The organism is Yoonia sp. JB2-21 (assembly GCF_055693545.1).
Genome location: NZ_JBVFUC010000001.1, coordinates 3,599,000 through 3,612,118, shown reverse-complemented (window position 1 = coordinate 3,612,118; position 13,119 = coordinate 3,599,000). Strand labels below are relative to the sequence as shown.

At 56.0% G+C, this 13,119-nt stretch carries 17 protein-coding genes; 11 read left to right on the top strand and 6 right to left on the bottom strand.

Features of this window, described 5'->3' with window-relative positions:
* Positions 1-50: 50 nt before the first annotated feature.
* The 9 genes from ACZ1G5_RS18230 to ACZ1G5_RS18190 all read left to right on the top strand — a co-directional run bounded on the left by ACZ1G5_RS18230 (position 51) and on the right by ACZ1G5_RS18190 (position 6,237).
* Positions 51-509, top strand: coding sequence for a YHS domain-containing (seleno)protein (locus ACZ1G5_RS18230; protein WP_472734179.1), 459 nt, complete (start codon positions 51-53; stop codon positions 507-509).
* A gap of 79 nt (positions 510-588) precedes the next feature.
* On the top strand, positions 589-1,032 hold the full coding sequence (locus tag ACZ1G5_RS18225) for a DUF4336 domain-containing protein (RefSeq protein WP_472734178.1): 444 nt from the start codon (positions 589-591) through the stop codon (positions 1,030-1,032).
* Positions 1,033-1,068: 36 nt separating this feature from the next.
* Positions 1,069-1,290, top strand: a complete 222-nt coding sequence (locus ACZ1G5_RS18220; RefSeq protein ID WP_472734177.1) for a hypothetical protein — start codon at positions 1,069-1,071, stop codon at positions 1,288-1,290.
* A 67-nt stretch (positions 1,291-1,357) separates the two neighbouring features.
* On the top strand, positions 1,358-2,221 hold the full coding sequence (locus ACZ1G5_RS18215) for an ATPase (RefSeq protein WP_472734176.1): 864 nt from the start codon (positions 1,358-1,360) through the stop codon (positions 2,219-2,221).
* Between the two features lie 37 nt (positions 2,222-2,258).
* Positions 2,259-3,176, top strand: coding sequence for a homoserine O-acetyltransferase MetA (gene metA, locus ACZ1G5_RS18210; RefSeq protein ID WP_472734175.1), 918 nt, complete (start codon positions 2,259-2,261; stop codon positions 3,174-3,176).
* A complete protein-coding gene (locus tag ACZ1G5_RS18205) occupies positions 3,166-4,152 on the top strand; it encodes an alpha/beta fold hydrolase (protein ID WP_472734174.1) in 987 nt (328 codons plus the stop codon). Before metA ends, ACZ1G5_RS18205 begins: the two co-directional genes overlap by 11 nt.
* A 73-nt stretch (positions 4,153-4,225) precedes the next feature.
* Positions 4,226-5,095, top strand: a complete 870-nt coding sequence (gene ppk2 / locus ACZ1G5_RS18200; protein ID WP_472734173.1) for a polyphosphate kinase 2 — start codon at positions 4,226-4,228, stop codon at positions 5,093-5,095.
* A complete protein-coding gene (locus ACZ1G5_RS18195) occupies positions 5,088-5,717 on the top strand; it encodes a TetR/AcrR family transcriptional regulator (protein WP_472734172.1) in 630 nt (209 codons plus the stop codon). The genes ppk2 and ACZ1G5_RS18195 overlap by 8 nt, the downstream gene beginning before the upstream one ends.
* A gap of 4 nt (positions 5,718-5,721) precedes the next feature.
* Complete coding sequence (locus ACZ1G5_RS18190) at positions 5,722-6,237, top strand: acyloxyacyl hydrolase (RefSeq protein WP_472734171.1); 516 nt, start codon at positions 5,722-5,724, stop codon at positions 6,235-6,237.
* Positions 6,238-6,321: 84 nt separating this feature from the next.
* Here ACZ1G5_RS18190 and rpsI read toward each other — a convergent pair whose 3' ends face one another.
* The 3 genes from rpsI to ACZ1G5_RS18175 form a co-directional block, all read right to left on the bottom strand.
* Entirely contained in the window at positions 6,322-6,822 is a 501-nt protein-coding gene (gene rpsI, locus ACZ1G5_RS18185) for a 30S ribosomal protein S9 (protein WP_472734170.1), read from the bottom strand.
* Positions 6,822-7,283 carry a 50S ribosomal protein L13 gene (gene rplM / locus ACZ1G5_RS18180; protein WP_472734169.1) on the bottom strand — a complete coding sequence of 154 codons (462 nt, stop codon included), beginning with the start codon at positions 7,281-7,283 and terminating at the stop codon, positions 6,822-6,824. Before rplM ends, rpsI begins: the two co-directional genes overlap by 1 nt.
* 144 nt (positions 7,284-7,427) lie before the next feature.
* On the bottom strand, positions 7,428-8,828 hold the full coding sequence (locus ACZ1G5_RS18175; RefSeq protein WP_472734168.1) for an aminotransferase-like domain-containing protein: 1,401 nt from the start codon (positions 8,826-8,828) through the stop codon (positions 7,428-7,430).
* An 85-nt stretch (positions 8,829-8,913) separates the two neighbouring features.
* Between ACZ1G5_RS18175 and ACZ1G5_RS18170 the strand changes: the two genes are divergently transcribed.
* Positions 8,914-9,141 carry a DUF1127 domain-containing protein gene (locus ACZ1G5_RS18170; protein WP_472734167.1) on the top strand — a complete coding sequence of 76 codons (228 nt, stop codon included), beginning with the start codon at positions 8,914-8,916 and terminating at the stop codon, positions 9,139-9,141.
* A 48-nt stretch (positions 9,142-9,189) separates the two neighbouring features.
* Here the strand turns inward: ACZ1G5_RS18170 and ACZ1G5_RS18165 are convergent, their stop codons facing one another.
* Complete coding sequence (locus ACZ1G5_RS18165; protein ID WP_472734166.1) at positions 9,190-9,609, bottom strand: PaaI family thioesterase; 420 nt, start codon at positions 9,607-9,609, stop codon at positions 9,190-9,192.
* Between the two features lie 21 nt (positions 9,610-9,630).
* Between ACZ1G5_RS18165 and ACZ1G5_RS18160 the strand changes: the two genes are divergently transcribed.
* A complete protein-coding gene (locus ACZ1G5_RS18160; protein WP_472734165.1) occupies positions 9,631-10,443 on the top strand; it encodes an enoyl-CoA hydratase in 813 nt (270 codons plus the stop codon).
* A 44-nt stretch (positions 10,444-10,487) separates the two neighbouring features.
* Here ACZ1G5_RS18160 and ACZ1G5_RS18155 read toward each other — a convergent pair whose 3' ends face one another.
* Both ACZ1G5_RS18155 and ctaA read right to left on the bottom strand, forming a co-directional pair.
* On the bottom strand, positions 10,488-11,957 hold the full coding sequence (locus ACZ1G5_RS18155) for a carboxypeptidase M32 (RefSeq protein ID WP_472734164.1): 1,470 nt from the start codon (positions 11,955-11,957) through the stop codon (positions 10,488-10,490).
* A gap of 4 nt (positions 11,958-11,961) precedes the next feature.
* Positions 11,962-13,098 carry a heme A synthase gene (ctaA, locus tag ACZ1G5_RS18150; RefSeq protein WP_472734163.1) on the bottom strand — a complete coding sequence of 379 codons (1,137 nt, stop codon included), beginning with the start codon at positions 13,096-13,098 and terminating at the stop codon, positions 11,962-11,964.
* Positions 13,099-13,119: the final 21 nt, after the last annotated feature.

Sequence of the window (13,119 nt, the reverse complement as noted above, 5' to 3'; positions counted from 1 at the left end):
GACAAGGCGTCCGCACACTTGTCTAACCCCGCGTCTTTTCGGAGGACATCATGCAGCTCACGCGTCGCCATCTCCTGACCATTGCGGCCTCGGTCCCGGCCGCTATCGCTTTTGCCCCAAGCGCACGGGCCGCAACGCCTCAGATATATGCCGAGAGTGGCATCGCGATTGATGGAACAGACGCAGTGGCCTACTTTACACAAGGCGCACCCATGCCGGGTGATGCAGCCATTACATATGACTATATGGGTGCCACTTGGCGTTTTACGTCCGCAGACAATCGCGATCTCTTTGCCGCAGACCCTGTGGCATACGCGCCCCAATACGGCGGCTATTGCGCATTTGCCGTGAGCCGCGGCTACACGGCGTCCACTGTTCCCGAGGCGTGGAGCATCGTAGACGACAAGCTGTACCTTAACTTTTCGCGCCGGGTGCAACGCCGCTGGGAGCGTGACATACCGGGCAATATCGCTGCCGGCGACGCCAACTGGCCAAGTGTATTGGCCTAAATCCGCTTTGGCATGGCTGCGGACTTGATCCTGCGCATATGATATACGACAACAGCGTCAGTCCATTTTTGGTGTCATTATGCCACTCACCCGTTTTGCAGAAGACATTTGGACTGCCGATGGCACTGACCTTTTTGTGCTTGGCTTTCGTTACGCTACGCGCTGTGCGGTCATCAAATTGTCAGATGGTGGACTGCTGATTTGGTCGCCTGTTACGCTCTCGTCCGCGCTCAAGGTTGCGATCGCGGAAATAGGGCCGGTAACGCATTTGATCGCGCCAAATCATCTTCACCACCTGTTTATTGACCAGTGGCAGATCGCATACCCCAATGCAAAGCTGTTTGGCTTGCCGGGACTTCGTGACAAACGCGCCGATCTTGAATTTGATGGATTGCTTGAGCCGGCGGCCAACCCAGATTGGATGGATGTCCTTGACCAGCAGACTATAGACAACCTTATCACCCGCGAAGTTGTCTTCTTTCATAAGCCAAGCAGAACCGTCATATTTACAGACCTGATCTAGCAGTTTCCCGACGGCTGGCATCGCGGATTTCGCAAGGTGATCGCGCAACTTGATCTGATGATTGGAACTCGGCCAAATGTACCGCGCAAGTTTCGGTTGGGCTTTGCCAATCGCAAAAAAGCGCGCGAGCAATTAGCAAAGGTCTTTGACTGGCCGACGCAGCGCATTCTGCTGGCACATGGTGATCCGGTCCGCGCCGATGGAAAGGCGATTCTCGCGCAGGCATTTGCCTGGCTTCAAAGGTCTCCACACAAGTGACACACAACAAAGCCGATGGTGCAAAAAGCACTGGCACAAATCAAAACGGCCCGTTACCCAAAGTCCCATGATCTACGCATCTGCATCAGAGTGGCGCAACGCGCCGCAAAAACGTGTTCTGTTTTTTGCCATGTCGGGCTTGGGTAAGACCTACCTGTCCAACATGCTGCGGAGCAGTGGCGACTGGTTTCACTACTCAATCGATTATCGGATCGGCACGCGTTACATGGGCGAAAAGATTGCTGACAACGCCAAGCGTGAGGCGATGAAGGTCCCATTCTTGCGTGATCTTTTGCGCTCAAATTCAATCTATATTGGCTCGAACATCTCTTTTGATGATCTAAAACCGATGTCGTCATATCTGGGCAAACCCGGGGATCCCGCATTGGGTGGTCTGGAATGGGATGAATACACCCGCCGCCAAGATGAATTCCAACAGGCCGAAGTCGCTGCCTTGCGCGACACAAGCTACTTCATCGACCGTTCCGTCGATCTCTATCAATATCCGCATTTCGTCTGCGATACGGGCGGGTCAATCTGTGAATGGGTTGATGCCCATGATCCCAATGATCCGATCCTGACTGACCTATCCGCCAAGACCCTGATGGTTTGGATTGAAGGCTCAGAGACACATACTGCCGAGTTGATACGCCGCTTTGACGCGGAACCAAAGCCGATGTCGTATGATCCAGCCTTTTTGGTGGCAACCTGGCATGCCTATTTGACTGAATTCAACGTCGCACCGGACAAGGTGAACCCGGATAACTTTATTCGCTGGGCATTTTCAAAGGCGCTGGCGCATCGTCAACCGCGCTACAAGGCGATGGCCGAGAACTGGGGCATTACCGTGTCGCATAAGGCCGTCGAGAAGGTCAAAGATACCGCAGGGTTTGTCAGCATGATCGCTGACGCCCTTGAGATGCGCAGCTAAGCTGCCTATCTCTGCCCTCTTACTCTGGATAAAACCGATGCCCATCAAACTACCCGCCGCCCTACCAGCATTTGACGTTCTTTCGAACGAAGGCGTCATGGTGCTGGATGAAGATACCGCCGCCCGTCAGGATATCCGCCCCTTGCGGATCGCTTTGCTGAACCTGATGCCCAAGAAGATCCAGACCGAGAACCAGTTCGCGCGCCTGATCGGGGCCACGCCTTTGCAGATTGAGCTGTCTTTGGTGCGCATGTCCGAACATCAGACTAAAAACACTGCCGCCGCGCATATGGAGGAGTTCTATCGCCCGTTCTCGGACGTGAAGGACGAGAAATTTGACGGTCTGATCATCACCGGTGCGCCGATTGAGCATCTGCCGTTTGAAGATGTCACCTATTGGCAAGAGTTGACGCAGGTTTTTGACTGGACCCAAACCCATGTGCATTCCACCTTTGGGGTTTGCTGGGGCGGGATGGCGATGATCAACTATTTCCATGGCGTCAAAAAACACCTGCTGGATCACAAAGCCTTTGGCTGTTTCCGGCACCGGAACACCGCACCGGCTTCGCCCTATCTGCGTGGCTTCTCTGATGATTGTGTGATCCCTGTCAGCCGCTGGACCGAGATGCGACAGGATGAAATTGACGCCGCAGGCGGGCTGACCACGTTGATCACCAGCGATGAGGCGGGCCCCGCATTGGTTGAGGATAAGGCGCATCGCGCGCTCTATATCTTTAACCACTTTGAATATGACAGCGGCACGCTCAAGCAGGAATATGACCGCGATATCAGCAATGGCACGCCGATTAACGTGCCGATGAACTACTACCCCGCTGACGATCCATCACAAAACCCTCAGAACAGGTGGCGAAGCCACGCGCACCTTCTATATGGCAACTGGATAAACGAAATTTACCAGACCACACATTTTGAGATGGATAAAATTGGCACTTAAGGCAATTACATTTTGCGCCGCCGCAATCGGTCTGGGCGCAGTCCTGACCGGCTGCACAACAAGCCGCTTGGCCCAAAAGGCAGAGGCCGCCTACCCGCCTTTGGGCGCATTTGTCGAGGTCGATGGCGGCAGGGTGCATTACGTTCAAGAAGGCAGCGGACCGGATGTGGTGCTGCTGCATGGCGCTGGCGGCAATCTGCGTGAATTCACCTTTGATCTGGTTGGGCGCTTGTCTGATCGCTATACGGTTACCGCCTTTGATCGCCCCGGTTTGGGTTACAGCGACCGGGTGCCCGGTGTGGCAACCGGCCCATTCACAACCGAAGGCGACAGCCCACAAGATCAAGCGACAATGCTGCGCGATGCGGCAACACAACTCGGCATCGAAGCCCCGATTGTTGTTGGCCACAGCTTTGGTGGGATTGTCAGCTATGCTTGGGCCGTTGCGGGGCTTGATCAGGACAGCCCCGTCAACGCATCCGCCGTTGTATCTTTGGCGGGTGTGACCATGCCTTGGCCGGGTGATCTAGGGGGATATTATACAGTAAATGGCAGCCTGTTGGGTGGAATTGTGACGATCCCGCTGATTTCTGCCTTTGCGCCAGATGGCGCCATTCAAGACGGCCTGCAAGGGACATTTGCCCCACAAAGCCCGCCCGACGGTTATGCCGATTACATCGGGATTGGGCTGACCTTGCGGGTGGACAGCATGCGCGCAAACATTCGGCAGGTGAACACCTTATATCCGCAAGTCGTCGAACTCTCGCAGCGCTATCCAGAACTGAGACTGCCAATTGAAATCGTCCACGGTGAGGCCGATACAACCGTCCCTATCACCGTGCACGCCGAAGAGATCGAGAAGATCGTCCCACAAGTAAATACAACCCGTTTGCCGGGCGTGGGTCATATGCCGCATCATGCGGATCCTCAGGCTGTCGTTGATGCGATTGACCGCGCCTTCCAAGCGACCAAATAGCACCAACCGCATATGAATTGCGCTTTGCCCCAATAGCCCCCATATATTGTCCAAGACATTCGGGAGAGTTTTCATGGATTTACCCTTTGATGGCGGGATCAGCCGCTATTTCAACGAGGACGCCCCGGATGACGTACGCGCTTTGGTGAAATCGGCCGGCAAAAGCGATATTATCAATCCTGACTATCCCTACGATACGCGTTGGAAGCGCGGCGAATACGAAGAGGCACTGGCTGCCTTGCAGATTGAGTTGGTGCGCATGCAGGCGTGGGCGCGTGAAACGGGCCAGCGCATCGCGATTGTCTTCGAGGGCCGCGATGCCGCCGGAAAAGGTGGTACAATCAAGCGGTTGCGTGAAAATCTTAATCCGCGTGGCGCGAAACTTGTGGCGCTGTCCAAACCCACGGATGTCGAAGCTGCGCAATGGTATTTCCAACGCTACATCGCGCATCTGCCTGCGAAGGGCGAAATCACCATCTTTGACCGCAGTTGGTACAATCGCGGCGTCGTTGAGCATGTTTTTGGCTTCTGCGCGCCGGACCAACGTGAACGCTGGTTCGCCCAGACGCCAGAGTTTGAAGACATGTTGGTGAATGAAGGGATCAAGCTGGTCAAAATCTGGCTAAACGTAGGGCGAGCGACGCAGCTAAAGCGCTTTCTGGACCGCGAGAAAGACCCGCTCAAGCAATGGAAGCTGAGCTGGATTGATGTTGAGGGCTTGGGCAAATGGGATGCCTATACCGACGCTATTGGCGAAACGCTGGAACGCACCCATACCGACCACGCCCCATGGACCATTGTGCGCTCTGACGACAAACGCCGCGCGCGTGTGCAGGTGATCCGTCACGTCCTAAGCCAGTTGGATTACGACCACCATGACCCCAAGGCGCTGGCGCCTATCGACGATAAAGTATTGGGGGGTCCTGACCTCTGGCATGCCTAAACGCGGTTATCATCACGGCAATCTGCGCGAGGCGCTGATTAACGGCTGTCTGACGCTGATCGAAAAGCGTGGGCCCACCGGGTTTACCCTGTCCGAGGCCGCGCGCGAGGCAGGGGTAACCCCTGCCGCCGTTTATCGCCATTTTGAGGGTCGCGAAGACCTGATCGCTGCCGCCGCCCATCAAGGCTATGAGATGTTTGGCGATTTGATGGAACACGCCTACGGCGACGGCCAGCCGTCGGCCCTGGCCGCGTTTGAGGCGACGGGCCGCGCCTATCTGGCTTTCGCCCGCAAATACCCAGGCTATTACATCGCGATGTTTGAGTCCGGTATTTCCATCAATCGCACACCGGAACTGAACGCAGTCGCCACCCGCGCGATGGGCGTGCTGGAAAAAGCAGCAGAAGAGCTTTCGCAACATATCCCCGCGGATCAGCGTCCGCCCCCGCAAATGTTCAGCGCCCATATCTGGGCGATGAGCCACGGCGTGGTCGAGCTTTTTGCCCGGTCAAACCCGGGGACGCAAAGCCCATTCCCGCCCGAAGATTTGCTTGAAACAGGTATCGGGATATATCTGCGGGGACTGGGCCTTATCCCGCCCGATAGCATCGACAGGACGTAATTCTATGGATCCAACTCTTGCGATTATTGCCATTGTGGCAGCCGTGGCAGATATGTCGTTTAACGACTGCCCCACGGGGTGTTTTGCTGCCCGTGACGTTGAAGAACGCTATAGCTTTCAGGCCAGTGCAGTTATCTTCAAACAGGAAGTTGTAGGCGAAGAGCTCTATTTTGGTTACGACGCTGACACACGCTATGGCCCGTTGCAGCCCTCATATGGGGCATCGGTGACCGCCGACGGTGACGTCTGGGTCGGCGCCGGTGCCAAATGGACGACGCGTCATCACTACGCCAGCGATTACTTTATGGAAGTATCTGTGATGCCCGGTTTTCAGGTGCGGGGTGATGGACCGGACATTGGCGGTGCTTTGCAATTCCGCTCGGCCCTTGGCGCCGGGGTCGTGCTGGACAATGGCGCGACGATAAGCATGCTGTTCGATCACCGTTCCAACGCGGATACGCAGCCTCTGAACCCCGGTTTGGAAACGCTGGGGATCAGGTATGCCATTCCGCTGGACTAAGCGCATTTATACCTGTTCAATACAGTAAGGACGACAAAGGGCGGACCATTTGGACCGCCCTTTTCAATTTCTGCAAGCCAGCGATTAACGCTTGGAGAACTGGAAGCTCTTACGGGCTTTCGCCTTACCGTACTTCTTACGTTCAACAACACGGCTGTCGCGTGTCAGGAAGCCAGCGGCTTTCAATGCAGCGCGCAATGTTGGATCATAAAGTTGCAACGCCTTTGATACACCATGCTTGACCGCACCAGCCTGACCAGACAGGCCACCACCGGCAACCGTTGCCATGACGTCGAACTGATCGACAACGCCTGCAACCTGAAACGGCTGGCGTAGGATCATCTGCAGAACGGGACGCGCAAAATACGTGTCCATGTCCTTGCCGTTCACGGTGACCTTGCCGGAACCCGGCTTGATCCAAACGCGGGCGATTGCATCTTTGCGCTTACCGGTCGCGTATGACCGGCCCAGCTCGTCACGGACGGGCTCGCGCGTAATAACAGTTTCGACCACAGCCTCTGGTGCAGCTTCCACACCTTCAGCGACTTGGCCCAGCTCTTCGAGCGAGTTTACTTGATCGGCCATTATGCGGTCCTCGTGTTCTTTTTGTTCATGGATGCAACATCCAGAACTTCAGGCTTTTGGGCTTCCATGCCATGCTCTGTGCCTGCGAAGACACGCAGGTGGGTCATTTGCTGGCGGGACAGCTTGCCACCAGGCAGCATGCGCTGAACGGCCTTCATGACAACACGCTCGGGGTTCTTGCCCTCAAGAATGTCAGCCTTGGTTTTTTCTTTGATCCCACCGGGGTGACCAGTGTGCCAATAGTATTTTTCTTCACGCTTCTTGCCGGTCATCTGCACTTTCTCGCAGTTGATGACAATCACGTTGTCGCCCATGTCCATGTGCGGCGTGAAAGAAGGTTTGTGCTTGCCGCGCAAGCGCATCGCGATGATCGAGGCAAGACGACCAAGAACAACGCCCTCAGCGTCGATCAGGATCCATTTCTTGTCGATATCCGCAGGAGTTGCGGTAAAGGTTTTCATATTACACCAAAAGTTTGGAGTGGTTTGCACCACGTGTCATTCGATTGGGGCGTTATATAGGGGGTTCAAACGCAGTCAAGCGCCATAAGGAGATATAAAAACAACAAAAACAATGTGTTATGATTTAGGTATTAAAATACCCCATCAACTTTCCATCGTTCTAGCGGGATTTGCGAGCAATATGTTCATATCATCAAGTGCCTGCAAATATCGCGGCTCTGATACGCAGGTTGTCACCGCCAAACGCACGGCATTCGGTGCACGTTGATCCGCCAATACAAATTCATCGGCCGGACGCACTGAAATCCCCTTCCTCTCGCAAGCCAGCGCAAAGCTGGACGCCCGCCATCCTTGCGGCAATTGCAGCCAAAGAAACGGTGCATCCTCGCGCCAGCGCACATCCCATCCACCTAAACGGTTCACAGCCAACCGTACCCGTTCGGCGGTATGGGTGACGACCTTGTCACGCACGCGACCTGCATCACCAGAACTAAGCAGATCTGCGCACAGATCCAGCATAGGCTGTGCAATTCCGTGGAACGAACTTTGCGCCACCTGTCGCAGTTCACGGTACCGGCCCGCGGGTGCCACTGAAAAGCCAAAGCGCAGGGCACCGCTGACGCCTTTGGTCAGGGATGAGATATAATAAGATTGTTTGGGCAGTATCGCGCGATATCCCGGCACCTCCGTCGGGGCGATACAGTGGCAATCGTCCTCGATAATTGTCAGGTTAAAGCGTTCGGCCAGTGCAGCAATTTCCTTCTTGCGGGCATAGCTGGTTTTAATCGCGGTCGGGCTGTGCACCTCGGGCGAGGTTAGCAAGACCTGCCCACCATGGGTGCGATACGCTTCCGCCAAGGCGCCGGGGATAATCCCGTCGTCGTCCATTGCGACCCCCACAAGATCGGCCCGCAGCAGTCGGGCGGCATGACGGACCCCGGGATAGGCCAGTTCTTCGGTTAAGATCACTGGTCGCGTGCCATGCAATTCTGCTTGAAGCGCCATGATCACGCAATTCTGTGCGCCATTTCCCAGCACGACGTGATGGGCATCGAAATTGCCGATCCGCACCGGACCGATCCAGTCGACGACTGCTTCACGCGCCTCGATATCGGTGATTGGTGTGGGATAGTTTATATGCCGCCGTCGATGTGACTGACCCAATCGGATCAGCGCGTCATCAATCAACAACCCCTGCCCCACATCCGGCACACGGCTGCTGCGAAAGTCGGCCGTGCTTTCATCGACCAAATGAACCAAAGGGGGCTCTAGTGTCTGCTCTCGACGCACAGCCCCTGCCACATAGGTCCCCCGCCCGACTTCCGCAATCAACCTGCCCTCCTCAGTCAGTAAACTATAGGCGCGGGCCACCGTGCCCGGCGTCACGCCAACACGATATGCCAGATCACGCACCGTCGGCAGCTTTGTCCCTGCCGCCAGACCACCAGAAGCGATGCCGTCGCGGATCGCTTGCGCAAGTGCCTTGTATTTAGATTTACCGACATTGGAGAGGTTTGGCTGCCAAATTGTATCGGATACAATCATTTTGTAGACGCTCTCCAGCTCTCATTGTACCAGTACAGGGTAGCATTTTTCTACATTGTGTCAATACAATTTAAGGAGTTGTCCCATGTCACACGCGCTCCACACCGCGCATCTCAATGCACTGAACGCCCAAGTCAAGCTGCCTGTCGCCGCAGGTCTTGCCGTCAAATTTGCAGTCGCTGTGACACTTTGGGACACGCGCCGCAAAACCCGACGCGCGTTAAAACACCTCGAGCCGCACTTGCTCGACGATATCGGTCTGAGCCGTCTTTCTGCCCAAGCAGAAGCCGCCAAACCGTTCTGGCAGGACTAGACCCCTCCTGCCACTTCCTGACTGGGCCGGACCTGTTCCGGCCCCTTTTTAGGTTGGTGGAATAGAATAGGTCAGTGACGCCCGTGCAACGGGATCATCCTGTCCCTCGCTATAAATCAGCGCATCGCCAACTGCCAAAACACGACCCAACTTTAGCACCCGTGTCTCACACAGCAGATCCTTGCTAGCCGCAGGCTTGCGCATGAAATCAATGGAGCAATTCGTTGTGACAGCTAACGCAACCGGTCCGATACGGGCCAGGATCGCTAAATACATCCCGACATCCGCAAGCGCAAAAATAGACGGGCCTGACACGGTGTTGCCTGGCCGTAAGTGACGATCCTGCACATTCAGTCGAACCGAAACACCATCAGCCTTGAGCGTCTCAACCGAGAAGTCATCTCCCAACTGTGGAAAATGCTTTGCAACAAAGGCTTCCAGCCCGGCAATATCCATCTTTGGTTTCATCTTGCCTCTCTCTGCACTAGCTTGAACCTAAGCAACACGGAAAGGGCCGAAATGACAATCCTGCTTCGCGAAGACAGCGATCACATCGCGACCCTGACGATGAATGCGCCTGAACGGTTGAACGCGCTTTCAGATGAGATGTTGGCCGCACTCCATGACACATTTGACCGCATCGCACAGGACAATACCGTACGTGCCGTGATCCTACGCGGAATAGGCAAGGCGTTTTGCGCCGGTCATGATCTGAAGGAAATGCAAGCCGGGCGCCAATCACCCGACGGCGGAGCAGCCTATTTCAAAGATCTCTTCGATCGGTGCGCCGCCATGATGCAACGCATCCAATGCATGCCCCAACCCGTCATCGCGCAGGTGCACGGCATCGCCACAGCAGCAGGTTGCCAATTGGTCGCCACCTGCGACCTTGCCATCGCGAATGATGAGACCCGCTTCGGCGTGAATGGTGTCAATATCGGCCTGTTCTGCTCGACACCAATGGTTGCGCTGACCCGCAACATACCGCGTAAAGCGGCGTTTGAGATGCTGACGACCGGCCGCTTTATCAGCGCCCGCGAGGCGCAGGACGTTGGTTTGATCAATCGGTCTGTACATGCAGATGCGCTTGCGCGCGAAACCAGCGAACTGGCGCGCACCATCGCCCACAAGTTGCCAAGTGCTGTGAAAATTGGCAAGCAGGCGTTTTACAATCAGGCGCAAATGACCACGGCTCAGGCCTATGCGTATGCGGGCGACGTCATGGTGCAAAACATGCTCGTGGACGACACCAACGAAGGGATCAGTGCATTCTTGGAAAAACGCCCGCCTGACTGGTCCTAGATTTTCTATGTCCAATCAAACTTCCGCCGGAGGCAATCCGACCCTTACAGCTGATAAATGCCGCTGAATTTGTGTTCGAGATAATCCAAAAGCGGCCCTTCTGTCGGGGTGCTGCCTGTCGCATGCGCGATCGTTTCAACCGGGCTACGCAACCCACCGAACTGCTGGACGTTCTGGCGCAACCAACCCGTTGCCTTCGACGTCACGCCACGCGCCAGATCATCATCAAGCGTCGGCAAGGCCGCGCGCATCGCTTCGTGCAGGCAGCCCGCATAGACATTGCCCAAAGTATATGTCGGAAAGTAGCCAAACAGCCCTTCGGACCAATGAACGTCCTGCAACACACCATTTGATGGTTTGTCGACAGCATAGCCAAAGTCGGCGGCAAAGCGGTCGTTCCAGGCGGCCTCAAGGTCGTTCACGGCGAGGTCACCAGACATTAGCGCCCGCTCAAGATCGAACCGCAGCAGGACGTGCAAGTTATATTGGACCTCGTCAGCCTCAGTGCGAATGAACCCGTCGCTGACACGGTTGACGGTGGCATAGAATGCCTCCGCGTCGGGGATCCCGAAATCGCCAAACTGATCGCGCATTTGGCCAAACAGCCACCCGGTAAATGCCCGGCTCCGGCCCAACTGGTTTTCGTAAATCCGGCTTTGGCTCTCGTGCACGCCCATCGAAACGCCAGAACCAAGGGGTGTCAGCAAATGTTGCGGATCGATCCCCTGTTCATAAGCCGCATGGCCAACCTCGTGGACGGTTGAATAAAAGCAATTGAACGGGTCTTCAGGGTTTGTGCGCGTGGTGATCCTTACATCAAGGCCGGAACCGGATGAAAAAGGATGCACGGCCTTGTCGATACGGCCGTTGGCCAACGTGTACCCAAAGGCCAAGGCGAGTTTTTGTGACAGGACCAGTTGCCCCGCCTCATCAAACGATTGCGTGAGTATCGCGGGCGCTGGGCGCGCAAGGATCGCGGTGCGCAAGGCCACAAGACGCGGGCGCAAAGCCGCAAACATCGCGCTCAGGCTTTCACCCGTCGCACCGGGTTCGTAGTCATCTAATAATGCATCATAGGGATCCGCATCGCCTGCAATGACCGCGGCTTCCTCGCGCCGCAGATCAACGACTTTTTGCAGCATGGGCAGGAAACCCGCGACATCCTCATCCGCGCGCGACTGCGCCCACACACGATGCGCCAGCGATGTGGTCTTGGCCAGCTCAGCCGCCAAAGCAGCAGGTACCTTTGCGGTGCGTTCATAGCTGCGTTTGATGTGGCGTAGATTGGCGGCGGCAACCGGATCGTTGGCTTCTGCCTTTGCCAACCACTCACCGACACGGGGATCAATCCGGCGCGCATGAAGGACGTTGGCCATCGCGCCATGCTCTTCGGCGCGCTGCGGTGTCGCACCTTCCGGCATCATTGTTTCCTGATCCCAGCCCAGGCGACCTGCAACCTGTCCCAAGGCTTCGGTCTCGCGCTGGAATGCCATAAGGTCATCGTATGCGGTCATTGGATCAGGCCCCCTTGATGGTTTGCGCGATTGGGTATTGCGCCACGAAACGGCTACGCAGGATGAGCGCCCAGAGGATGACGGCAACCAGTTGGTGTACAATCGCAATCTGCCAAGGCGCGGAATAGATAACAGTGACGATCCCCAAAACGACCTGCACCAGCATCACCGCCATAACCGCATTAAACGTAAACCGCGTGTGTTCATTGGCCGAGCGTCGCGCGCGGGCCCAGACGAAGACAGTAAAGACGAGCAGGAGATACCCCGCAATTCTGTGCATGAACTGAACCAGCCCGGCATCCTCAAAGAAGTTCCTCCAGACAGGGTTAAGCGACAACGGCTCTGGCGGGAAGAACCCACCGGCCATCAGCGGCCAATCAGGAAAGGCGCGACCCGCGTCAATGCCTGCCACTAAGGCGCCCAGTATAATTTGAAGAAAGGCAAAGCCGATCAGAACCGTGCCCATACGGGCGAGCCGAGGATCGCCGCTGCGTCGCGCTTGCAACAAATCCGCCTGAATGCGCCCCAACTGATAAACGTACCAGGCGATAAAACCAAAGATGACGAAGGCCAGTCCCAAATGCGTGGCCAACCGATAAGAGGCAACGTCCAGCATCCCCTCTTCCAGACCAGACGACACCATCCACCAACCAATAAACCCTTGCAGTCCGCCCAAGGCACCAATGAACAACAGTTTGAGTGTCCAACCCGTTGGTATCTTGTGGGTCGCCGCGAAGAAAACAAAGCCAACCGCCCAAACCAGACCAATAAACCGACCCAACTGCCGGTGCCCCCATTCCCACCAATAGATCACCTTGAATTCGGCCATCGTCATGCCCTTATTCTGCAATTGGTATTCGGGGATCGCACGATATTTGTCGAACTCTTCGGTCCAAGCGGCCGCCGACATCGGTGGCATCGCCCCGGTCACGGGTTTCCATTCTGTAATCGACAACCCGCTGTCAGTCAGACGGGTAAGTCCACCAACCACAATCATCACGACAACAAGAGCAAAGAGCACCATCAACCAGCCACGGATCAAACCGCGCGCACCCTGCCCCGCGCGATCAATCCCGCCGGGGGCTGCAACCTGCTTTGGGCTATCGCCTACGTCTTCGAAAATACTGCGTTTGGTCGCCATGATGGCCTCCACTTGGATCTT

Excerpts from the sequence above, each read along its gene's own strand:
- ACZ1G5_RS18230 (WP_472734179.1), top strand. The coding sequence starts at position 51 with ATGCAGCTCACGCGTCGCCATCTCCTGACCATTGCGGCCTCGGTCCCG.
- ACZ1G5_RS18155 (WP_472734164.1), bottom strand. The coding sequence starts at position 11,957 with ATGACCGCATACGATGACCTTATGGCATTCCAGCGCGAGACCGAAGCC.
- rpsI (WP_472734170.1), bottom strand. The coding sequence starts at position 6,822 with ATGGCCGATCAAGTAAACTCGCTCGAAGAGCTGGGCCAAGTCGCTGAA.
- ACZ1G5_RS18195 (WP_472734172.1), top strand. The coding sequence starts at position 5,088 with ATGCCTAAACGCGGTTATCATCACGGCAATCTGCGCGAGGCGCTGATT.
- ACZ1G5_RS18215 (WP_472734176.1), top strand. The coding sequence starts at position 1,358 with ATGATCTACGCATCTGCATCAGAGTGGCGCAACGCGCCGCAAAAACGT.
- metA (WP_472734175.1), top strand. The coding sequence starts at position 2,259 with ATGCCCATCAAACTACCCGCCGCCCTACCAGCATTTGACGTTCTTTCG.
- ctaA (WP_472734163.1), bottom strand. The coding sequence starts at position 13,098 with ATGGCGACCAAACGCAGTATTTTCGAAGACGTAGGCGATAGCCCAAAG.
- ACZ1G5_RS18225 (WP_472734178.1), top strand. The coding sequence starts at position 589 with ATGCCACTCACCCGTTTTGCAGAAGACATTTGGACTGCCGATGGCACT.
- ACZ1G5_RS18165 (WP_472734166.1), bottom strand. The coding sequence starts at position 9,609 with ATGAAACCAAAGATGGATATTGCCGGGCTGGAAGCCTTTGTTGCAAAG.
- ACZ1G5_RS18190 (WP_472734171.1), top strand. The coding sequence starts at position 5,722 with ATGGATCCAACTCTTGCGATTATTGCCATTGTGGCAGCCGTGGCAGAT.
- ACZ1G5_RS18175 (WP_472734168.1), bottom strand. The coding sequence starts at position 8,828 with ATGATTGTATCCGATACAATTTGGCAGCCAAACCTCTCCAATGTCGGT.
- ppk2 (WP_472734173.1), top strand. The coding sequence starts at position 4,226 with ATGGATTTACCCTTTGATGGCGGGATCAGCCGCTATTTCAACGAGGAC.
- ACZ1G5_RS18170 (WP_472734167.1), top strand. The coding sequence starts at position 8,914 with ATGTCACACGCGCTCCACACCGCGCATCTCAATGCACTGAACGCCCAA.
- rplM (WP_472734169.1), bottom strand. The coding sequence starts at position 7,283 with ATGAAAACCTTTACCGCAACTCCTGCGGATATCGACAAGAAATGGATC.